This is a genomic window from bacterium (assembly GCA_021372515.1).
Classification (GTDB): Bacteria; Gemmatimonadota; Glassbacteria; order GWA2-58-10; family GWA2-58-10; genus JAJFUG01.
Map to the genome: position 1 here is coordinate 1 of JAJFUG010000170.1, position 21,937 is coordinate 21,937.

Here is a 21,937-nt window from a genome sequence, read left to right on the forward strand (position 1 = left end):
GCCAGACCCACCGCGGCCTCGGCCGCGGCCAGGGCGATAACGAACAGGGCCAGCACCTGGCCGTCCAGCCCCGCGCCGAAACGCGAGAACCCGATCAGGGCCACATTGGCCGCGTTGAGCATCAGCTCCAGCGACATCAGCATGATTATCAGGTTGCGCCGGGTGACAAACCCCGCCACTCCCAGGATGAACAGCGCCAGGCTGAGCACGAGGACATGGCCAAGGCCGATCACGGCTCCTCCTTCCTGGCCAGCACCAGCGCCCCGGTGACCGCCACCAGCAGCAGGATGCCGATCAGCTCGAACGGGTAGACATAGGCGGAAAGGAGAAGCGCGCCCAGTGAGGCCGGCTCACCGAAACCCTCCGTCGTCTGCGGGGCCGCCCCGGCCAGGGCCGACGCCTGGCTGAACGCTTTCCAGAGACGGCCCAGGACAAAGACACACAGAGCCAGGCCGAGGAGCTTGATCCCGATGTTGCGCATCGGGCCGATGATGCCGCTGCGCAGGTTGAGCATCATGATCACGAAAATGAACAGCATCAGCACCGCGCCGGCATAGACTATCACCTGCACTGCGGCCAGGAAAAAGGCCTCCAGCAGCACGTACACCGCCGACAGAGCGAACAGGCAGACCACCAGCCAGACCGCGCTCAGAACGGGGTTCTTGCGGGTGATAGCCAGGAAAGCCGATATTATGCTCAGGACAGCGAAAAGATAGAAGAGGACAGTCTGCACGGGGCTTGCTTCCTCTCGACACGTGGAGTAAGGCCCGGCCGGAACTCGATTGCCGGGAAAGCCTTGACTGGCGGGAGATTCACGCCTGTTTTCGCAAATTGTAACACCCGGCGCGCGAATTGTCAAACCAATTGCCGGAAATGTTCACCGCCCTTAAGTTACAGCGGTCCGCGCTCCACCGGGAGGCGGCGCGGCAGCCCTCGCGGGAGCTTTGCGTTCCAGGGACGGGACGTTATCTTTATTTACCTTTACTCTTTGTTATACAAGTCCGGAGCGGTTCGCGCAAGCTACACGAAGGGACTTAGGCGCCGTGCTCGAAATATCGGTCGTGCTCATAACCCGCAACGCCGGGCGCACCCTGGGACAGACCCTGGACTCGCTGACCGGCCTCGCCGCCGAGATAATCGCGGTGGACTCGGGCAGCGCCGACGGTACGGTCGAAATCTGCCAGGCCCACGGGGCGAAGGTCATCCAGCGGGAATGGGAGGGCTTCGGGCCGCAGAAAAATATCGCCATCTCCCAGGCCCACTGCCCCTGGGTGCTGAGCCTGGACGCGGATGAGGCGCTCAGCCCCGATCTTGCCCGCGAGATAGCCGCCCTGACCGACGCTACACCCTACTCCGCTTTCCGCCTGCGACGGCTGAACCACTATTTTGGCCGTCCGCTGCGACACGGCGGGCAGTATCCCGACTGGCAACTGCGCCTGTTCCGGCGCGGGGCCGGGCGGTTCAACGACCGCCCGGTGCACGAATCGCTCCAGGTGGAGGGCCGCGTGGGCGCGCTGCGCGGCGAGCTTCTGCATTACAGCTACCTGACCCTGGATGACTATTTCGACAAGTTCGACCGCTACACCGCGCTGGAGGCCGAGCGCCTTCTGGCCGCCGGGACCCGTCTGAGCACCACCGGCGCGGCCAATCAGATGCTGGTCCGGCCGGCGGTCAAGTTCCTGCGGCGCTATTTTCTCAAGGGCGGCTTCCGGGACGGCGTGCCGGGCCTGCTGGCCGCACTGTTCAACTCCATGACCATGAGCGTGAGCTATGCCAGGTTCTGGGAAAAATCCCGCTCGAATCCTTCTGGTCCGCAATGACCGTCTGGGCGACCTGGTCCTGACCACCCCGGCCGTGGCCGCGCTGCGACTTGCCCTGCCCGGGGCCCGGATCGACCTTCTCTGCTCCTCCTACGCCGAGCCGGTGCTGCGCGGCAACCCGCACCTGAACTCGGTCCTCACCGACCGCGGGGCCCACGACAGCTCGGACCTGAAAGAGATGGTGGCTGAGCTCCGGCGGCGGCGCTACGACTGCGCGGTGGTGTTCGTGCGCACGCTGAAAAACGCGCGGCTGGTGCGGCGGGCCGGGATACCGCTCAGGATCGGCCCCTGGGTGCGTCCGTTCGATTTCCTGTATTTCAACCGCGCCCTGCGCCAGAGGCGCAGCCGGGGCGAGAAGAACGAGGCCGCCTACAACCTGGACCTGCTGGCCCCGCTGGGCGTGGACACCACGCGGCTTCCCGCCCCGACAGTCGTGGTAAGTGATGAAACGCGAGGCTCGGCGGAAAGTTACCTGCAGGCCCTTTTCGGCGGGACGGAGGGAGCGCCGGTGATCGGGGTGCATCCGGGCATGGGAGGAAGCGCGCTCAACTGGCCCGAGGACTGCTGGCGCACCCTGGTGCAGGGCCTGGCCGCGCGGGGTGACATACTTCTTCTGCTCACCGGGTCTGAACCGGAGCGCGAGCTGCTGGAACGCCTGAGCCAGGATTGCGGCCCGCGGGTCCGTCTGGCCGTGGGCCTGCCGCTGGACTTTTTCATCGGGGTGCTGAGCCGTCTGAGCGCGTTCTGCGCCCCCAGCACCGGGCCGCTGCACCTGGCCAGCGCCCTGGGGGTGAGGAGCGCGGGCATATACTCGCCCCTGCCGGTGCACCACCCGCGGCGCTGGGGGCCGCTGGGCCCGCATACACGGGTATTCCTGCCGCCGGTGGATTGCACGGGCGAGCTGGCCTGCCGTGGCGACTGCGGATGCTCGCCCTGCATGGGGCTGATAGATGTGGATGAGGTGGCGAACTACCTGCTGGGGAAGGCTTGAGGAATGCGACGGGATAGCAGTATCTAAAATCCAAATCCCCCTCTGTCCCGCTTTGAAAAAGGGGGAGGCGCTGACCCTGGCAGTCAGCCGGGCCTTAAATCCACCCCGGCCCCACCCCTACTTCTTCTTTAAAAAATTATTCCACCAGCGGGTGCCGATCTGCCCATGCTGGTAGTAGTCGACAATGTTGCTGTGGCGGACATCCTCCACAGTGATCACGGCGGCCGGGTCGATCTCGGTGATTGTGTCGATGATGCGCGGGACTTTCTTGCGGGCGGCGATCATGAACCCCAGCCCCACCGGGCCGTCACGCCCCGTGGCCTGCACCTGGGTCACGCCCTGGCCCTTGTCGCGCAGGGATGAGATTATCCTGTCACCCTCGTTCCGGCTGATAAAACGCAGCACCTGCTGGCCCACCGCCATCTTGCTCTCGATGTACATCCCGGTGACATTGCCCAGCGAAAATCCGATGCCGTAAAAAATCACGTTGAGCCAGTTGTTCAGGTGGCTGATAATCCCCGTGATGGCCGCCAGCCAGATAAGAACCTCGAAAAACCCGAGGCTGGCCGCGATCAAGCGCTTGCCCCGGATTATCATTATCATGCGCATGGTGGAGATCGAAACATCGCTGATCCGCATGCACATGATCGCCAGGGGCAGCAGCATCGGGATTTTCTCAAGCCCGTCGAGCAGATGTCCCACCGGTCAGTCCTCCATTTCCGGAGCCGTCTTGCTTTTAGCGGCCTTGCGCCCGCCCAGGAACCCCAACCCGAACAGCGCGAAAGTGACAATCCAGAACAGCCATGGCGGAAGGTGCCAGTGCCAGGCGTGCCCCAGCGACTCCTGCCAGTTGGAGGCCGCCTCCAGGCCCAGCTTGACCGAGATCCAGCCGATCACCAGGTAGGCGGCGTGCTCCAGGTTGGGGAACTTTTCGAGCAGCTTGATGAACCAGCTCGCCGCGTAGCGCATGAATATCATCCCCAGGATGCCGCCGGTGTAGACCAGCCATATCTCCGGGGTCAGGGCCACCGCGGCCAGGATCGAGTCGATGGCGAAAGCGATGTCGGTCAGCTCGACCAGCAGCACGGTGTGCCAGAACCCGGCTTTCTTGGGCGGGCCTTTGCGCTGGTCCGCCGTGGCGTGGTAGGCGAAGTGCTTGACCGCCAGGTAGGCCAGGTAGGCCGCGCCCAGGGCCTGAAGGTACCAGTAGCGGATGAGGGTCGCCGCGCTCAGGATCGCCAGGAAACGGAATACGAACGCCCCGCCGATCCCGTAGAGCAGGGCCTTTTTCTGCTGTTCCTTGGGCAGCACCCGCACCAGGATCGCCAGGACCAGGGCGTTGTCCGCCGAGAGCAGCCCCTCCAGGACCGCCACGGTCGATATCACCAGCACAGCGTGGATCAACATGTCACCTCATCCGTATGATTGTTCTCTCTCGCCTTCCGTTTTCCGGGACCCGATCCCGGAAACCTTAACCGCACGACTGGCCAGCCGGCCACCCGAAAGCGCACGCCAACTTTGCAAAAACCCTCAAATTGCTTTATATTGCAGTTTATACGGATTCCTGGGGCATTTTCCGCCGGCCGGGAACCGACCCTGATTCATAGTTCAACATAGAGTTCAGGCCCTCCTCTGGCAAGGAAATCCCGACCGTACAGACACGGAGAAAGACCTAAACATGCTGCAGCAGCTTTTTCAACCTCTGGCCGCCCTGTTCCTGATCATCGCCCTGGGCAGCGCCCTGGGCAACCTCCGCCTGGCCAACATCACGCTGGGTTCCTCCGGGGTGCTGTTCGTGGCCCTGCTGTTCGGGCATTTCGGGGTCAAGCTGCCGCACGAGGTCCAGGACCTCGGCATCATCCTGTTTGTCTACGCGGTGGGCCTGCAGGCCGGGCCGCGCTTTTTCAACCAGTTCAAGCGCCGCGGGGTGGTGTTCGCCAAGATCGGCGCGGCGGTGGTGGCAGCCGGAGCTGCGATCACCTGGCTGGTGACCCGGGCTTTCGGCATCGACCCGTCCCTGGCGATCGGGATGTACGCCGGAGCGATGACCAGCACTCCGGCCCTGGCCTCGGCCATGGATGCCGCCGGCGACCCGCGGGTGAGCGTGGGCTACGGTATCGCCTACCCGTTCGGGGTGATCGGCGTGGTGCTGTTCGTGCAGTTGCTGCCGCGTCTGCTGCGGATCGACCTGGAGGCCGAGGAGCGCCTGGTGCAGAACAGCGAGCCGCAGGGCAAGAAAGTCCACCGCCGCCAGTATCGGGTCTCGAACCCCGGCTGCGTGGGGCGCACCCTGGTCGACCTCAAGCTGCACAGCATCACCGCGGTCAACGTCAGCCGCGTGCACCGCGGCGGCCAGGTGATGGCGGCCCGTCCCGACCTGCGCCTGGAGCTGGGCGACATTATCCTGGCCGTGGGCCAGGAGGAGGACCTGGAAAAGCTCAAGCTGCTGATCGGCGAGGAGACCCACACCGAGGACATGCTGGCGAGCCCGGATGTTATCTCGCGCGACGCCTTCGTCTCCAGCTCCGACATGACCGGCCACAGCCTTCGTGACCTGGGCGTGTTCGAGAACTACGGCGTGGTGGTCACACGGGTGTTCCGCGAGGACATGGAGTTCGTGCCCACCGGACGGTTCGTGCTGGAGGTGGGGGATTCGGTGCGGGTGGCCGGGGCGCGGGAGGACTGCGAGCGGTTCGTCCAGGCGGCCGGCCAGCAGGAGAAACGCATCCACGAGACCAACATCCTGGCCCTGTCGTTAGGCATATTCGCCGGGATAATGCTCGGCTTCGAGAACATCCCGCTGCCCGGCGGGGCCAGTTTCCGCCTGGGCCTGGCCGGGGGGCCCCTGCTGGTGAGCCTGGTGCTGGCGCACTACGGACGGATCGGCAAGCTCAATATCCGTATCCCGCGCGGGGCCAAGTATATCATGAGCCAGCTCGGGCTGGTGCTGTTCCTGGCCGGGGCGGGCACCTCGGCGGGCGGCTCGTTCGCCCAGGTCATCGCCGAGTCGGGCCTGTCGCTGCTGGTGGCCGGGGCGCTGATCACCCTGGGGGCCTCGATCGTGGGCCTGCTGCTCAGCCGCTACCTGTGGCGCCTGGATTTCCTGACCGTCATGGGGGCGATCTGCGGCGGCATGACCAGCACTCCGGCCCTGGGCGCGATCACCGACCTCACCGACAGCCGTCAGCCCCTTCTGGCCTACACCGCGGTCTACCCGGTGGCCCTGATCCTCATCACCGTGATCTGCCAGTTCCTGTTCTTCCTGCTCTGAGAACGTCTATCACCGAGGCGCCCCTGACGGCCTGTTCTTCCCGGACAGGCCCCAGGGGCGCTTTTGTCTCCGGCTGACAACCTTCCCCCCGAATCATTCTGTTCTCACGAAAAATATTTTGCATTATTTGCACTAAACGCTTTAAACGCACCAACTTCGCTGGATTTTGGAGTGCATAATCGTTATTTTAGTGCATGAATTTTTATTCATGATTTCCGTGTATTGCGGGTTTTATTCTCCGGAGGGGGGAGGTTGGGATGATCGCACCTTTTAAACCACAGATACAGCAACACCTGAGCGGGTTACGCGCGGACAACTGCATTCTGGACCTGAACAACAATTTCAGCAAGAATGTGGTGGAACTCAAAGCCCGTGCCGGGTTGGGAACCCAACTGTTCATGTATTACACGTTTATCCCAGATGTAGAAAGTGGCCGCGGGCCGGAGATGCCAGCCTCGCGGGATATCGGAGAATTCAGCCCGTCGAGCCTGATTTTCAAAGACCCTTCCAAATGGGAAAAGATTGTATGGAAACCGGGCCCAGGCATAGTGAGCGGCCAGGTGAAAGCGCTGGCGAAATTCCGTGGGCCGTCCGGGACACACGAGGAAAAAATGGAAATCAGGGTGCTGGCTGTCAGTCCAAAGGTCTATTTTGATCTATCCCCCGCGAACATAGCCATGATCCATTTGAAGAAAAAAGACGGTGATACGGCAGATTACACCCATAAGGTTGAGGGGAGGTTCCGTTTCAGCGGCCATAAAGGCTGCCAAGTAAGGTTGACACTCGCATACGAAGGTACATCCGGTGGACATATCCACGGTGACTACTGCGATCCGGTGGGTTGGCGCAAATCGATAGGCGAATTCAGTGGTTTCAACGTGGACGGCCTCTCCACTTTCGAGCTGGATGGGAGCCGCTGGGGCACAGCGGTGAATTACACCTCCTACGGGGTTTGTGGCTCGATTTTCGCCAAGGCGGAATTTCTCGACAAGAAAACCGGACTGGTGTATGCCATCCGGAAATTCAAGATGGTGGTGGAATACAGGGGAAACTTTATCGAGTTGAAGGGATCGGATGATATAAAGCTGATCGGAAAGACAGATGAACATCTGGAGAACCATTTCGGGACGCCGGCTTTGATAAGCGCGATTCAAAAGCTGGCGGCTGATTATTGCAAGGCGTTTGACGAAGGCAAGTTTGATATCTTAAAATTCAGAATAGAGCCGGGTGCAAAAGAAAGCGGAAATTTCAAATTCGGACCTTATAAGCCCGGACCACGAGTTTCCCTGGACGATCTTTGTGACCATGTGAAACCGAAAGTCAAGAAACTGGAAGTGAACGACATGAGCCTGATCAACGGAGGGCGTTTCGATTGCCAACTTAAGGATACGGAGGAGAGTAAAAAGAAACCGTTTCAGTCTCCGCATAAAACACATATGTTCGGGGAACAAGTAGATATCAATTACACGAGACAGTCAAATAGGCAAAGGGATTGGTTTAAAGAAAATGCCCTGAAATATTTCCAATTTGTCGGGACGCATGGAAAGAAAGGTTCTATATATGAACACTGGCATTGCTCGATTCCTTTAAGTTGAGTTCAGTCTGCTCCCGGCAACTCGTGCCACTCGCCCTCGCGGTGGTACAGCACGGTCGAGGCCTTGTCCATGAAACCGTCTTCGATCCCGTCGTGCTCAATCGGAAACGGGGGTTCCTCGTCGCGGTCATACGATTTGAACTGGCTCAGAATATACGCGCTGTCCGCGGTGCTTATATACCACGAGAAACCGAGTATCCCGTCGCCGAAGCCCTGCATGTATCCGGTTTCCTTGCATGGCCCGGCCAGCGATGAATCCAGTTCAGTACCGCCGCGAAAAATAAAGAGGCGGGATTTTAAATCTTTAGAGGCGAGCAGAGCCCAATCTGTCACTCCGGTTTGGTAGAATTGACCGGAGATGACATTGTGCGGCTCGTCATCGCCGTAGACTTGGGGGACTGTATAGCCCTCCTTTTCCATCCAGATGCGTATGCCTTCTGGCAGGTCCGGGAACGCCGATGGCGGCAGGCGCTTTAAAGCTTCGGCAGCCGCCAGCCAGACCCCAGGTGAAACGTACATCTCGTCGTAATAGCCTTTAAAACTGTACCATATCCCGTTGTCACAGTACAGTAAGCCGCCGTGAGCCTTGCCGCCGATACCAAAGTGATCGGTCGAGGGAAAGATGCTGTCGATGTTGGCAGGTGTGTATTTCTCGCCATAAAAAGGATCAGCGGTTTCGATTTGTCGGATAAACCCGAACCGGCCGTTCCCGGTGTAATCCATATAATCCCGCTCCGGGGACACTGATGCAATCAGAGTGTCGGAGGCTGAGCCGTGACGGAACACAATGATGCAGCAGATCTCGTCTTTGGAGGCCAGAACGGCCCAGTCCTGTGACCCAGCCGCACAGAAATCCCCGGATATGACGTTCACCCGTTCAGTTGCGTCATAGGGTTGGGGAATTGAATATCCTTCGGCCGCAAGCCATTCCTGGATTTCCGTGGGAAGGAGGGCGAAATCCGACGGGGGCAGATGCTTGATGTCCTTAACCGATTTTTCCCAATCTTCTTCCGTAAATCTGGACAGGTAACGCTCTCTAATTTGTTTTTCAGGATCGTCGTAAGAATATTCCTTATGAACCACGGCGGTGTCTTCGGCTGTGGGGGCTGCGTTGTCTTGCGCTGTGGGCCGGAGTAATGTGGTTGTATCCTGCGCTGCGGCCTGCGGCTGCGCGGGCTTTTCGCCGCGCGAGCAGGCGCAGAGAAGAGAGAGAACGAGCAGAAAAACAATCAACCGTGCGGGCAAGGCCAGCCTCCTTAAGTCAGGGACAACGGCGTAATCATACTTCATTATGCGTTGGGCTGTCAAGGCCGGTGCAAGGGACACGTCTGCCCTCCCGCTCCCGGGAACACTCCCTTCTTTTTCCATTCACGCGCGTTGAATTTCCTTCCACTCCGTGCTAAGCTTGCTCAACAATTCCAGTCGCTGAAAAGGCACTTTTACCCGCAGGAGGATGAATGCTCAACCGCAGGCAGTTCATTGTCAGCTCGGCTGCGCCGCTCGGCTTGATCAGCCTGGGCCGGGCCGCAGAAACGGAATCCGAGGCCGCCCCGTCCGCCGGGCCTTACGGTGTAGCCAAACAAAGCCGGACCGTGGTCGACCGGATCGCCGGACTGAGCCTTCAGGAATTGAAACAGCGGCACCGTCAGGAGCTGGACCGGGACTACCTGGGCTACTGGAAAGACCACGGGATCGACTGGGAGCGCGGCGGCGTGATGCCCTACCGCGAGCTTATGAAAGGCATGCCCTACCTGGCCAAGCACTACTACCTGAAACAGATGTATTTCCAGGGACGGGCGATCTGGACTTTCTCCTACCTGTACAACCATTTCAGCCACGATGAGCGCCACCTGGCCATCGCCCGCCACACCCGCGACTTCATCTACAAGTACGCCCGCAACCCGGACGGCACCTGGGCCTCCGAGCTGACTCCCGAGGGCAAGGTGCTGCTGGCCGAATCGGACCCGGCGGGCGATTTCTACGTGGCCCTCGGCCTGACCGAGTTCTACAAGGCCACCGGCGAGAAAGCCGACCTCGACACCGCTCTGTCCACGGTCTACGCGATCAACCGCAAGCTGCTGGCTCCGGATTTCATGTACTACGGCGGCTGGGACTCGGCGGTCTACAACCCGGGGACCAAGTTCCTGGGGCTGTGGGTGCATTTTCTGAACACGCTGATGCCGCTGGGCGACCTGACCCACGATGACCGCGTGGAGCAGATCGCGCAGATGTGCGCGCGCAACATCACCCATCACCACTGGCGGCCGGAGGCGGGCGAGTTTGTCGAGCTGCTCGATTCCACTTTCCAGCCCTACGGCCAGTCGCACCACGACTCGAACTGGCACGGCGTGCAGGCTGCCTGGATGTGCATGCGCCAGGCGCTGCGCACCGGCGACCGCGACCTGTTCATGGACGCGATGGTGATGGGCCGGCGTCAGCTCCGCATCGGCTTCGGCGAGTTCGAGCACATCGACATCAACGCCCCGCTCGAGGACCTTCCCCGCTGGGGACCGCTGGAGGACTACATGCTGTTCAACCTCCTGGCGATCGAGCACACCCACGCGCCCTGGGCCCAGTTCTGGTACGACCGTCTGTACCGCTTCGCCTACCAGCGGCCGGACCGTTTCGAGCAGTACGACCTGTTGCACCAGCCGCGGCGGTTGTTTTTCTCGATCGAGGCCCTGGAAAGGATGATCGCGCGCCAGGGGCAGGTTTCGGATTTCCTGGAAGTGTAAAACTGGCGGGAGGCGATAGGCCGTCGGTGGCAAAGGTATGTTGAAATAGAACAGGGGCGGGATATGAACCCGCCCCTGCGCATTTCAATCCACTTTCAGCGCATCCGCAGCTCAGAGACTTTCCAGGGTGTCGCGCAGGTCCTCTATCAGGTAGGGTTTGGTGATGATGCCCTTGAACCCGTGCTCCTGGTAGTTGCAAAGCACCGGGTCGTTGGAGTAGCCGCTGGACAGGATCACCCGCGCCTGGGGGTCCTCCTTGAGCAGCAGTCCCACCGCCTCGCGCCCGCCCAGGCCGTTCTGGACCGTGAGGTCCAGGATCACCACATCGTAGGGCTCTCCGGCCAGACGGGCACGGCGGTATTCCCGCAGGGCCGCCTCCCCCTCCTCCACCGCCTGCACCTCGTGCCCCAGGGTGGTGAGCATGCGGGTCACCACGCGACGCACCACCTCCTCGTCATCCACCAGCAGCACCCGTTTCTGCTTCCGGCAGACTCCCGCGCACGGCTCGGCCGGCTCGCCCGAAAGCTCCAGCTCCAGGGCGGGCAGATAGATGGTGAACAGCGAGCCCTGCCCCTGCGTGCTCTGGACAGTCATGCAGCCGCCGTGGCGCGAGATAATCGAATAGGCCGTGGCCAGGCCAAGACCGCTGCCGTTCTCCTTGGTGGTGAAATAGGGATCGAAGATGCGCGAGAGGTTCTCCTCCGGAATGCCGTAGCCCGTGTCCTCCACCACGATCTTGATGTAATGCCCCTTGCGCAGGGGAAGGCGGCTGCGCGAGGAAATCTCGACATTGCCGGCGCGGATTTTCACCTCCCCGCCCTCCGGCATGGCCTGGACCGCGTTGAGCACGAGGTTGTTTATCACCTGGCTGATCTGGCCGGTGTCCACCTCGGCGGTCCAGAGGTTGTCGGCGATGGAGAAACGGCAGGAGACGCTCGAGCCCATCAGGGAGAATCGAGCGGTCTCGCGGATGATCTGCGGGATGTAGGCCGGACGGCGCACCGGTGCGCCGCCGCGCGAAAAGGTGAGCAGTTGCTGGGTCAGCTCGCGCGCCCGGTAGCCGGCGTGCTCCGCCTCGCTCAGGATTTCGTAGTGATCGGGAAGGTCGACCAGGGCGCGCTTGACCATCGAGATGCTGCCCAGCATGGCCATCAGGATGTTGTTGAAATCGTGGGCGATCCCCCCGGCCAGAAGGCCCACCGACTCCAGCTTCTCGGTGCGGATACGCTGCTCCTCCAGTTGGCGGCTCTCGGTCAGGTCGACCACGATCCCGCGAACTCCGACCACCTGGTCGCCGGTGAACAGCGGGGCGGCGTGCATCAGCACCGGGAACAGGCTGCCGTCCGAGCGCGCCGAAACGTATTCCAGCCCGATGATGTTCTCCCCTTTGAGCACCCGGCCGATGTCCATCCAGATCCGGTCCCAGTAGTCCGGAGCGGTGAGTTGGAAAAGGCTCAGCCCGGTTTCCATGTCCTCCCGCGTGTAGCCGAAATCCTGGAACCCGCGGCTGTTCATGTAGATCAGTCGCCCCTCGGCGTCGGTCTCGAGCACCGCCTGGGGCAGTGATTCAGCCATTTCCCGGTAGCGCTCGATGCTGCGGCGGTCGGACTCGTAGTCCAGCATGTCGAGGGTCTTGCGGATGTTGTCCAGCTTGAGGCCGATCACGGCGCAGATCGCGCCCACCGCCTCCAGGATGTCCTCGCCGAACAGGGGCTTGGTGACCATGTCCTCGAAACGGTTGCCGATGTAGAGGGCCAGCCGGTCGGGGTGCTCCCGGCCAACCGGGTGCCAGATCAGGCAGGGCAGGCCGAAACGACGGATCAGCCAGCTCTGGAAAGCCTCCGGTGAGGTTCGGCTGTTTACCTGCCAGATGCACCCGGCATCGCCGAGATCGATGCCCGAGGGCACGCGGACCTCCGGGCGACCCAGGTCCAGACCCCGCTGGGCCAGCACCTCGAAACGCCCATGCTCCGGGTTCACCCGGACCAGCGCGGCGGCGTCCATGTTCAGGTCGGAGGTCAGGGCGCGCACCACGTTCTCGAACAGGTCTTTCTCCTCGAAAGCCAGCTCGATGTTGTGGCTGAGCACCGAGATGAACTTGAACGAGCCGCGGGCCTGGCGCAGGCGGCGGGTCAGGTCGAGGTTGCGCACATCGGCGCGCAGAAGGTCGCAGGTGGCCTCCTCGTACTGACGGCAGAGGAAAGTGTGCCTTTCGCTCAGTGTTTTGTCATCGTCCGTGTTCATTGCCGGATCATTTCTTTCGGCTCATTATCAGCAGAACTCCGGTCCAGTCCAGACCGCGGCTGCGGCCCAGCAGCGGGGCGATCTCCACCCCGGAATAGAATCCGAGCAGCGGGATGTCGCGCCCGATGGCCCGGCGTACGATATCGGCTTCCTCCTGGTCCGCCCCGCAATAGCCGGCAGCCCGTCCCGCACAATCGATGTACAGGGCGAAAAACGGCTCCAGGTTTTCCTGGACCAGACGCGCCCGGGCATCCCGGCAGCCTTTCTCGGTCGAGGCCAGCATCAGCTCCTCGTTGCGGCGCATGAAACGGAACTCGCTGCCGTTCTCGAAATCCGCCTCGAACAGGGTGATGCTCCGGGCGGTGCTGTCGCCGCCCACCACCAGGCGGTTGATGTAGCGGGTCTCGTTGAACGGGTCGTAGCGCCCGCCCATGTTGCGTCCCAGCGTGATCAGCATCAGGGGCAGGTTCTCTTTCCATTCACGCTCGCCCAGCATCTCCTGCACCACGTCCAGCGCCGGACGGTTGTCGATCTCGAACACCACAGGGCCCTCGACCCGGGTGATCGTGTGGTAGTCGCTCATCGGCTTGCAACCGTGCATGATGCCGGAGAAAGCCTCGAACTCCCCGTCCAGCAGCACCGCGCCCGCGCTCTGGTATCCGAGCTCCGCGCCCAGGAACTGGAAGCCCGGGGTCATCGAATAGCTGCTTATCAGCCCTGCCCCCAGCAGCAGGGCGGGCGCCTGGCGGATCGCGCTCCCGAACCCCTCCAGCAGCCAGGAGGACACATTCATCCTGGGTGCGGGCGGGGGCCCCTGGCGGACCGTCTCGTAAAACAGAAGGCCGAGCCTGCTCGCACCAGGGGCTGAGCCGTTCAACGCCTCAGCCAGCTTCCGGCCGGCCTCTTTCTCATCCCGTTCCATCCCACCCGCCGCAGCCAGGCTGACAGCCAGGTCCGCGGGCAGAACGGCTATTCCCACCTGATATCCCTCGTAGCCCAGGCGCCCGGCCGTGATGATGCCGATCGCCGCTCCCCCCAGCACCGGTGTGTCGCCCAGCTCGCTGCGGATGCCCTCCAGGCAGGCCTGCGGGTCGTGCCGTCCGGTGCAGAAAGCCAGGGCCAGCGACCCCGGTTGTCCATCACGGTCCGCCAGGGCCCCGCGGGCGGCTTCCTGTCCCGCGGCCAGGGAGTCTTTCAGCTCTGAATAGCCTATTCCAGCCTTATCGCCTCTCATCCGTGACCTCCCGACCGGAACGATGGATACCGAGATGTCGGCCCCGGGAAGGGCCGTCCAGGCGCTTCGCATCGAACGGCCGCCTTGGATGCGGCGCGCCGGTGCTCACCGACATCCGTGTCGGAGGTTCTTCTATGCAGGTTTTTTTACATCGATTCCGCCTGTATTCTACCGGAACGGGACAGGGCTGTCAAAAGATTTTTCCAACGGCCGAGATCCGCGCGAAGCCCGTCGGACAACAGTTCCAGGGCTTTTCAGCCTGGATGCCGCGGGAAAGGAAAGACACAATCTGCGCCGCCGCAAGCATTAAGCGCATCGCCCCCAACCTCGCGCCGGCCGTCGGACTGGAAAAACACCCCGCTTTTTTGTTATATTTAGTTCCGGCGCGGGTCCGCCATTGGGGAGGACCGCCGGAAACGGACAGGGTTCTGCGGCGAAAACGCCGCTACAACACAGTGGAAAGGGAAAAAGATGTCGACGCTCAAGCTGAACAGGCTGAAAGGCTTCAACGGACGCAGCGGCCCGCTTCTTTTCATGGTGCTGGATGGGGTGGGGATCGGCAAGCACGATGAGTCGGACGGGGTCTGGCTGGCCAAGACCCCCACTCTCGACCGTCTCTGGAAAGAGGACAAGCTCTACACCCAACTCAAGGCCCACGGCCCGGCGGTGGGGCTGCCCTCCGAGGACGACATGGGCAACAGCGAGGTGGGGCACAACGCGCTGGGCGCCGGGCGGGTGTTCGCCCAGGGGGCCAAGCGGGTCAACCTGGCCCTCTCCTCGGGCGAGATGTTCGAGGGCGAGGTCTGGAAGCAGGTGGTCAGGCAGGCGCTGGACGGCGGCACGCTGCACTTTATCGGCCTGCTGTCGGACGGCAACGTGCACAGCCACATCGAGCAGCTTTTCGCCATGCTGCGTCATGCCGCGGCCCAGGGTGTGCGCCGGGTGCGGGTGCACGCGCTGTGCGACGGCCGGGATGTGGGCGAGAGAAGCGCCCTGGACTACATCCGTCCCACCGAGGCCCTGCTCAAGGAGCTGTCCGACGCCAACGGCTTCGACTACCGCATCGCCTCGGGCGGCGGCCGCATGAAAGTGACCATGGACCGCTACGAAGCGGACTGGAAGATTGTCGAGCGCGGCTGGAAAGCCCACGTGCGCGGCGAGGGCCGCAAGTTCGCCAGCGCCGAGGCCGCGATCAGCACCCTCTACGCCGAGGACCCCAAGATCACCGACCAGTACCTGGGCGAGTTCGTGGTCGCCGGCAGCGACGGCAAGCCGGTGGGGCCCATCGTTGACGGCGACGCGGTGGTGTTCTTCAACTTCCGCGGCGACCGGGCGATCGAGATCAGCAAGGCTTTCACGCTCAAGGATTTCGACAAGTTCGACCGCGGCCCCCTGCCGAATGTGCTCTACGCCGGGATCATGCAGTACGACAGCGACATCAACATGCCGCCCAAGTATCTGGTCCAGCCGCCCAAAATCGACCATACGATCTGCGAATATCTGGTTACCGAGAAAACCACCATGTTCGCCATCTCCGAGACCCAGAAATTCGGCCACGTGACCTATTTCTGGAACGGCAACCGCAGCGGCTACATCGACAAGAGCCTCGAAACGTACGTGGAGATACCCTCGGACCGGATCGAGTTCGACAAGGCCCCGAAGATGAAGGCCCTGGAAATTACGGACAAGACTGTCGAGCTGCTCAAGAGCGGCAAGTACCGTTTCGGGCGGCTCAATTTCGCCAACGGCGACATGGTGGGCCACACCGGGGTGATCCCGGCGGTGGTCATCGCGGTGGAGACAGTCGACACCTGCGTGGGCCGTCTGCTGGAGGTGGTGAAGGAACTGAACGGCGTGGCCGTGATCACGGCCGACCACGGCAACAGCGACGAAATGTTCACCGTGAACAAGAAAGGCGTGCGCGAGGTGCGCACGGCCCACAGCCTGAACCCGGTGCCGTTCTGGATCGTGGACTACGGCTACCAGGGTGAGTACGAGATGGCGGGGATCGAGAAGCCCGGCCTGACCAACGTGGCCGCCACGCTGCTCAACCTTCTGGGCTACCAGAAGCCCGAGGACTACGATCCGTCGCTGATCAGGTTCGTTAAGTAAAGAATTATGGCGGCTCCACAAAACGGCAGAGGTTATCTGCCGTTTTTTTTTGTTGCTTGTCTGTCGTATAAATTATAAAATAAAAAGTAAAGGCACCCCCCTATTTCTCTCGGCGAGATAGTCATGATAAAAATCCAACATGAGATCAGGGATGTTATTCATGTTTTTGTTAGGCTCGACAGTCAAGAGCGGGAAATAGTTGACTCTGTTCCGTTCCAAAGATTGAGAAACATCCATCAGTTAGCAATGTCATATTTAATTTATCCAGGCGCGACACACAGGCGATTTGAGCATTCTTTAGGTGTGATGGAATTGGCAGGCAAAGTATTCGATATTATAACAACACCGGAAAATTTAAACGACGAAATCAAATCCTTACTTCCAGAAGTAAACGATAAAGATAAAAAGGTTTACTGGAGAAGAATATTAAGAATAGCCGCATTGTGTCATGATTTAGGACATTTACCATTCTCCCATGCCGCAGAAAATGACTTACTTCCTGAAGGCTGGAATCATGAAAGGCTTACAAGAGAAATAATCTTAAGCAATCACATGGCTCAATATTGGAAAAAACAACGCCCTCCTCTTGACCCGAATGATATTGTTAAACTTGCTGTTGGAAAAAAATACGCACCCGATTTAGAATTTTCTGATTGGGAATCGATTCTTTCTGAAATAATCGTTGGTGATGCATTCGGTGTTGATCGCATGGATTACCTCCTAAGGGATTCGCATCATGTTGGAGTTGTATATGGAAAATTCGATCACCATAGATTGATTGATACTCTGCGAATTCTGACACCACCTCAACAAGACAAAGATGAAACTGATAAATCGGTGGAACCAACCCTTGGAATTGAAGAAGGAGGATTGCAATCAGCAGAAGCTTTATTATTAGCACGATATTTCATGTACTCTCAAGTTTATTTTCACTCCGTAAGAAGAATCTATGATATTCATCTTAAGGATTTTTTATCCGATTGGCTTGAAGGAGGAAAATTTTCTACAGACGTTGATAAGCATCTATCAATTACAGACAACGAAGTGACAGCCGCCTTTTATAAAGCCAGTCGAGAAAAAGAAAGCACCGGCCACATTCATGCAAACAGAATTGTGAATCGAAAACACTTTAAAGTTCTCTATGAACTCAACCCAGACGATGAACCAATAAATCCCGAAGCCGTAGAATATATTTTTCAAGAATCCCAAAAGAAGTTTAAACCAGAAAATATCAGAATAGATCGCTACAAGCAAAAAGGACATCCATCCTTATTTCCAGTCTTGAGAAGAGATGGAAGCATCGTTAATTCTTTGGCAATCTCAAAAGCTTTACAACATGTTCCTCTTGTAAATGTTGGATATGTCTTTGCAGACAGAGCAATTATCGACAAAGCTCTGGATTGGGTAAAAAGGAACAAGAACGACATCATAACAATTAAGGAAGGAGAAGATAGATGAATTACTTAGAGAGGGCAGCTATTACGCTATCTTTGATTGAAGAACTTCAAAAGCATGGAAGCTGGTGCGGCGAAACACACATTCAAAAAGCAACATACTTTTTAACAGAATTAAAATCGGTTCCTTTGAAATTTCAATTCACCATCTATAAGCATGGACCTTATTCCTTCAACCTTCATGATGAATTGGCGGCAATGTTTGCCGATGGCTTACTGGAGTTGACCGAGCAGCAGAAGCCTTATGGTCCAACTTTCAGCTCTTCAATAACGGGACAACTCTTGATGGATAAGTTTCCAAAGACAATTAATAATTATAAAGAATCAATACTTTACGTTGCTTCTACTTTCGGAAACAAGGGCGTTTCTACGTTAGAACGTTGGGCGACAGCACTGTATATAACCAAAGAGCATAGACATATTCCAAAAGATAAGCGCGTGGAGTATCTTGTAAATATTAAACCACACATCCCATTTGAAAAAGCGCAAAACGCTTTTGAGTTTGTCGATCATTTATTGGCCACATAAGAAGGAATGATCGCTTTGCACGATAATAACCATTGCCAATCGGCATTAAAGCAGCCCCCCGGAAGCCGCTCTGGGCCTCCGGGGGGCTTTTTACTGCTCAACAGCTACACCGGTTCCGGTCTACTCCCTCTGCAGCACGAAAAAAGTGTAGCCGTACCAGCTCGAATACTTCCGGTAAACCTCCCCCTCGTACTCCAGGCTCTCGAGGAGAGCCTTCCTGTCCGGGTCGGCGGAGAAACTCTCCCGCACGGAGTCGATCTGCGCGGCCAGGGGCTTGAAATAGTTCTCGCGCCAGGCTGTCTCGGGCAGGTTGAAATGCCCGAGCACCCTGTATCCCATCTGCCGCATCCGGGCCAGGTTCTCCTCCAGGCCGCTGATTCCGGGGTAGACATTGTTGAAAAACTCCCGGCACTCCTGGGGCGGGTCGGCCTTGAACCAGGCCAGGTCGCTCACCGCCATCCGTCCCCCGGGCGCAAGGCGCTCCCGGCAGGCGGCCAGGCCCTGCTCGAACGACATGTTGTACAGCGAGAGCGCGCCCTCCGACCAGATCAGGTCGAAAAGGCCGTCCGCCTCGCCCAGGCTGCACATGCTCTTGCACACGGTGCGTATCCGTGCGGCCACCCCGGCCTTCCCGGCCCGGCGGCGCAGCTCTTCCAGGAACGGCGCGTGGTTGTCCAGGGCCGTGATATCGCCCTGAGTGTTGAGCGCGAGCTGCATTGTCTGGGCCCCGTTGCCGCAGCCGATATCCAGAATCCGCAGTGTTTTGTCATCCGCGCTCCGCTCCCAGCCCTGGAAGGCCATCCGGAGCGCCTTGCGCGTGGAATCGTCATCTCCCGGACCCAGCCGGGGCAAAGATGCGGTGAAAACCTCGAAGAAAAAGTCGGGCAGTTTGAACTCGTCCATTGTAGTAACCTTCCCATTATCAAAAATATAGTGCAAGGCGCATACACGCGGAAAAGCGCGTAAAATCGGCCTCGGATTCAAATTGGAATAGGAGATATTTCAGAGAGGTCAGAAGGCACAACATTGCGCTGTGCATGACAGGCAGGAGTCATGCACCCGGAAACTCGCGCCGTGGGCGCCTTCTGTTAGAGGACAGTTACCATGTGATAATAAAAATAAGGCATCTCAGCCTAAAATCAAAGGTTTTTCTATCCTCCCCAAGAAATATGGGAAAACCGGACCTCAACCTTGACTGCCATCGCTCCGGCTTTTACCATCCATCTGTTCATATACCGTTCCGCCGCGGTCTCAAGCCAATGCTGTGATCATGGATTTTCCCTCAACCACGTTAACGAGCGGGAAACAGATGAACAAGCTCAAGGCAGAAATAATCCACTTGTCGCTCGTGCTCGCTCTCCTGACAGCCCTCCCCAGCCTGCTGAACGCACAGAAGGAGCAAATTGTCCGCCTGGAAAACAAGCAGGTCCGGTTCGAGTTCCAGCCCCCGCGCATGGGCCTGTCGGCCCTGGTCGACCGGAGCGCGGACCTGAACCATATCCGCGGCGGCCGGGACGATTACACAGTATGGGAGCTGGTTTTCAGCCACGGGGAGCGCCAGCAGGTGATAAGAAGCTCCAGTTTCGACTGCTCGGACTGGAGCGAGGAGCCGCGCCCGGACGGCGGCAGCCGTCTGCGCCTGAGCTGGCGCGGGCTGAGCCTCTGGAAAGAGAAAGATATCCTGGACATCACGGTCACGGTGGACCTTCCCCCGGACAAGGGCTGCGCCGAGTGGCGGATCGCCGTGGACAACCGCAGCGACTCCTGGGGCCTGGCCGAGGTGCACTTTCCTTTCTTCACCGGGTTCCTGGCGGCTGGAGAGTACGACCTCGCTATCCCGGACTACAAGACCGGCAGCCTGCACCGGCGCGCCTCCGGCCTTCTGACCAACTATTTCGGCTACCCCTCCTCGGGCTGGCCCATGGCTTTCCTGTCCGCAAACCGCGGGGATAGCGGGGTCTACCTGGCGGCCCACGACTCGGCCGCCTGGAACAAGCGCTACGTGATAGAGCCGGGAGAGAAATTCTATTTCCTGACCTACGCCGAAAACATGGGCCAAGCCGGGAACGGCTTCAGCGCACCCTATCCGGCTGTGATCGGGGTCTACCGAGGAGGCTGGATCGAGGCCTGCAAGCTCTATCGCGAATGGACAATCAAACAGGCCTGGGGATCGGGCGGGCCGCTCTCGGCGCGGACTGACACGCCGGTCTCGATCAAGGAGCTGGGGCTGTGGCTGGTGCACGGGCTGTTCGATTTCGGCCCGGTGGAGAGCCGGACCAACACCCTGGCCGGGGATGAACGTCTGTTCCTGCAGGCGAAGAAGTATTTCGGCTTCCCGATCGGGGTGCAGTGGTACAACTGGCACCACAACCGTTTCGACAACGAGTACCCCGATTTCCTGCCGCCGCGGCCGGGTTTCCGCGAGGTGACAGCCCGCGCGGTCAAGGCCGGGGTGCTCGTCGCCCCCTACATCAACGGCCTCAGTTTCGACTACGACCGTCCTGAGTACCGCCGCCGCTTCGAGGACCTGGCGGTCAAGGACCGTCTGGGCACCCCGGAGATCGTGTTCTACGGCGATTTCTCGGCCCGCATGACTTTCGCCTGTGTCAGCACCGAGCGCTGGCACGATATCGTGACCGCCCTGGTGGACACCCTGAGCGGCTATTACGGCTCCAACGCGATCTACCTGGACCAGATCGCCGCGGGCAAACCCCAGCTCTGCTTCGACCGCAGCCACGGCCACCCGCTGGGCGGCGGCGGCTGGTGGTGCGCCGATTACCGCAAGCTGTGCCAGGAAGCCAAGCGGGTGGCCGTGCCGCGCGGCGCCGCGCTGACCACGGAATTTTTCTGCGAGACCTATATCGACTGCATGGACGCGTTCCTCACCTGGGAGCCGCCCGATGAGAGCCAGATCCCGATGACCCCGGCGGTCTGGGGCGGCTACACGCTCTGCTACGGCAGCCCGATGAAACTGGACATCGATGACAGGATTTTCATGGCCGTGCAGGCGAGAGACTTTCTCTGGGGACGGCAGGTGGGCTGGGTGGGAATGGAGCTGGTCACCGACCCGGCCCGGCGCGCCAAGCTGGAATGGATGAAAAAACTTGGCGCTTACCGCATGCTCTCCCACAAATATCTGACCTACGGGGAATTCCTGGGGATGCTGCGGTTCGATTCGGCGGTGGATTCGGTCTCGGGTCTCTGGGCGCCCCCCGGCGCACTGACCGCTGTCGAGATCAGGGGCAGCGCGCCGCTGGTGCAGGGTGCGCTCTGGAAAGCTGAGGACGGGGCCCTGGGGATCGTGCTGGTCAACTGCGGGGAGAGAAGCGCCGAGTGCTCGTTCGGCCTCGACCCGGCGGATTACCCCTTTGACGGCGGGTGGTCCGGCAGTTACGATCTCGTGCGGATTAATCCGGGCGGCCGCAGGACGATCTCGGAAAACAGGCCCCTGCCTGCAACGTTCCATGAGACACTGGAGCCGGGAGAAATCCGTCTGCTCGAGCTGGCCCCGCGGCGCTGAGAAATCAGCCCAGCTTGTCGATAATGCCCTGAATCAGCCGGCTGTTCTCCTGCAGCGGGTCCAGGCTCAGGCTGCGGCGCAGGTGCTCCAGGGCCCGGCCCCGGTCGCCCAGGATTGAATAGTACAGCCCGCCCAGCCGGAAATGCAGGTCGTAATCGTAGGGGTTCAGCTCGATGGCGCGCAGGAGCATAGCCTCGGCCTTACGGTATTCGCCGCGCTGGGTGCAGTCCACGGCCAGAAGGCGCAGGAGGGTGCTCTCCTCGAAGCCCTGCTTGTACAAGGCCTGCGCGGAGCGCAGCGCGGCGCCCAGATCGCCGTTCATGAAACAGACCACCGCACCGCCGTAGAGCTGGAAGAACTCGCGGGTCTGCTGCAGGCTCGAGCGCCTTTGCTCCAGGGCCTCCAGCAGCGCGGCGGCATCACCGTAATCCGGG

At 60.0% G+C, this 21,937-nt stretch carries 19 protein-coding genes; 10 read left to right on the forward strand and 9 right to left on the reverse strand.

What is annotated here, in order from left to right:
- Both nuoK and LLH00_15510 read right to left on the reverse strand, forming a co-directional pair.
- Positions 1-233: NADH-quinone oxidoreductase subunit NuoK (gene nuoK / locus LLH00_15505; GenBank protein MCE5272686.1), on the reverse strand; the 233-nt coding region annotated here is incomplete at its 3' end.
- The gene (locus LLH00_15510) at positions 230-733 is read right to left on the reverse strand and encodes an NADH-quinone oxidoreductase subunit J (GenBank protein MCE5272687.1); all 504 of its coding nucleotides are present in this window, start codon (positions 731-733) and stop codon (positions 230-232) included. The genes LLH00_15510 and nuoK, both read right to left, overlap by 4 nt.
- Positions 734-1,043: 310 nt before the next feature.
- Between LLH00_15510 and LLH00_15515 the strand changes: the two genes are divergently transcribed.
- Both LLH00_15515 and LLH00_15520 read left to right on the forward strand, forming a co-directional pair.
- Positions 1,044-1,820, forward strand: a complete 777-nt coding sequence (locus tag LLH00_15515) for a glycosyltransferase family 2 protein (GenBank protein ID MCE5272688.1) — start codon at positions 1,044-1,046, stop codon at positions 1,818-1,820.
- The gene (locus LLH00_15520) at positions 1,771-2,811 is read left to right on the forward strand and encodes a glycosyltransferase family 9 protein (protein MCE5272689.1); all 1,041 of its coding nucleotides are present in this window, start codon (positions 1,771-1,773) and stop codon (positions 2,809-2,811) included. Before LLH00_15515 ends, LLH00_15520 begins: the two co-directional genes overlap by 50 nt.
- A gap of 117 nt (positions 2,812-2,928) precedes the next feature.
- Here the strand turns inward: LLH00_15520 and LLH00_15525 are convergent, their stop codons facing one another.
- Together LLH00_15525 and LLH00_15530 are read right to left on the reverse strand one after the other, a co-directional pair.
- Entirely contained in the window at positions 2,929-3,513 is a 585-nt protein-coding gene (locus LLH00_15525; GenBank protein MCE5272690.1) for a DUF5698 domain-containing protein, read from the reverse strand.
- A gap of 3 nt (positions 3,514-3,516) precedes the next feature.
- The gene (locus tag LLH00_15530; GenBank protein MCE5272691.1) at positions 3,517-4,218 is read right to left on the reverse strand and encodes a TerC family protein; all 702 of its coding nucleotides are present in this window, start codon (positions 4,216-4,218) and stop codon (positions 3,517-3,519) included.
- Between the two features lie 271 nt (positions 4,219-4,489).
- On the opposite strand from LLH00_15530, the gene LLH00_15535 reads away from it, so the two are divergent.
- Positions 4,490-6,082, forward strand: a complete 1,593-nt coding sequence (locus tag LLH00_15535; protein MCE5272692.1) for a YidE/YbjL duplication — start codon at positions 4,490-4,492, stop codon at positions 6,080-6,082.
- A gap of 257 nt (positions 6,083-6,339) precedes the next feature.
- Positions 6,340-7,677, forward strand: coding sequence for a hypothetical protein (locus LLH00_15540; protein MCE5272693.1), 1,338 nt, complete (start codon positions 6,340-6,342; stop codon positions 7,675-7,677).
- A gap of 2 nt (positions 7,678-7,679) precedes the next feature.
- Here LLH00_15540 and LLH00_15545 read toward each other — a convergent pair whose 3' ends face one another.
- Positions 7,680-8,921 carry a hypothetical protein gene (locus LLH00_15545; protein ID MCE5272694.1) on the reverse strand — a complete coding sequence of 414 codons (1,242 nt, stop codon included), beginning with the start codon at positions 8,919-8,921 and terminating at the stop codon, positions 7,680-7,682.
- Between the two features lie 212 nt (positions 8,922-9,133).
- Here LLH00_15545 and LLH00_15550 point away from each other — a divergent pair, with 212 nt between their 5' ends.
- On the forward strand, positions 9,134-10,411 hold the full coding sequence (locus tag LLH00_15550; GenBank protein ID MCE5272695.1) for an AGE family epimerase/isomerase: 1,278 nt from the start codon (positions 9,134-9,136) through the stop codon (positions 10,409-10,411).
- Positions 10,412-10,522: 111 nt separating this feature from the next.
- On the opposite strand, the gene LLH00_15555 is transcribed toward LLH00_15550, so the two are convergent.
- Both LLH00_15555 and LLH00_15560 read right to left on the reverse strand, forming a co-directional pair.
- Positions 10,523-12,655, reverse strand: a complete 2,133-nt coding sequence (locus tag LLH00_15555; protein ID MCE5272696.1) for a PAS domain S-box protein — start codon at positions 12,653-12,655, stop codon at positions 10,523-10,525.
- Positions 12,656-12,662: 7 nt separating this feature from the next.
- Complete coding sequence (locus tag LLH00_15560) at positions 12,663-13,889, reverse strand: FIST C-terminal domain-containing protein (GenBank protein ID MCE5272697.1); 1,227 nt, start codon at positions 13,887-13,889, stop codon at positions 12,663-12,665.
- 101 nt (positions 13,890-13,990) lie between these two features.
- On the opposite strand from LLH00_15560, the gene LLH00_15565 reads away from it, so the two are divergent.
- From LLH00_15565 to LLH00_15580, 4 genes are all read left to right on the forward strand, one after another.
- Positions 13,991-14,461, forward strand: a complete 471-nt coding sequence (locus tag LLH00_15565) for a hypothetical protein (GenBank protein ID MCE5272698.1) — start codon at positions 13,991-13,993, stop codon at positions 14,459-14,461.
- Positions 14,361-16,001, forward strand: coding sequence for a 2,3-bisphosphoglycerate-independent phosphoglycerate mutase (gene gpmI, locus LLH00_15570; GenBank protein MCE5272699.1), 1,641 nt, complete (start codon positions 14,361-14,363; stop codon positions 15,999-16,001). Before LLH00_15565 ends, gpmI begins: the two co-directional genes overlap by 101 nt.
- 123 nt (positions 16,002-16,124) lie before the next feature.
- Entirely contained in the window at positions 16,125-17,459 is a 1,335-nt protein-coding gene (locus LLH00_15575) for an HD domain-containing protein (GenBank protein MCE5272700.1), read from the forward strand.
- Complete coding sequence (locus LLH00_15580) at positions 17,456-17,983, forward strand: hypothetical protein (protein ID MCE5272701.1); 528 nt, start codon at positions 17,456-17,458, stop codon at positions 17,981-17,983. The genes LLH00_15575 and LLH00_15580 overlap by 4 nt, the downstream gene beginning before the upstream one ends.
- Positions 17,984-18,103: 120 nt before the next feature.
- On the opposite strand, the gene LLH00_15585 is transcribed toward LLH00_15580, so the two are convergent.
- Complete coding sequence (locus tag LLH00_15585; protein MCE5272702.1) at positions 18,104-18,886, reverse strand: class I SAM-dependent methyltransferase; 783 nt, start codon at positions 18,884-18,886, stop codon at positions 18,104-18,106.
- 406 nt (positions 18,887-19,292) lie between these two features.
- Between LLH00_15585 and LLH00_15590 the strand changes: the two genes are divergently transcribed.
- Entirely contained in the window at positions 19,293-21,503 is a 2,211-nt protein-coding gene (locus tag LLH00_15590) for a DUF6259 domain-containing protein (protein ID MCE5272703.1), read from the forward strand.
- A gap of 4 nt (positions 21,504-21,507) precedes the next feature.
- Here LLH00_15590 and LLH00_15595 read toward each other — a convergent pair.
- Positions 21,508-21,937 (reverse strand): bacterial transcriptional activator domain-containing protein (locus LLH00_15595; GenBank protein MCE5272704.1); only part of this gene is annotated, 430 nt, incomplete at its 5' end.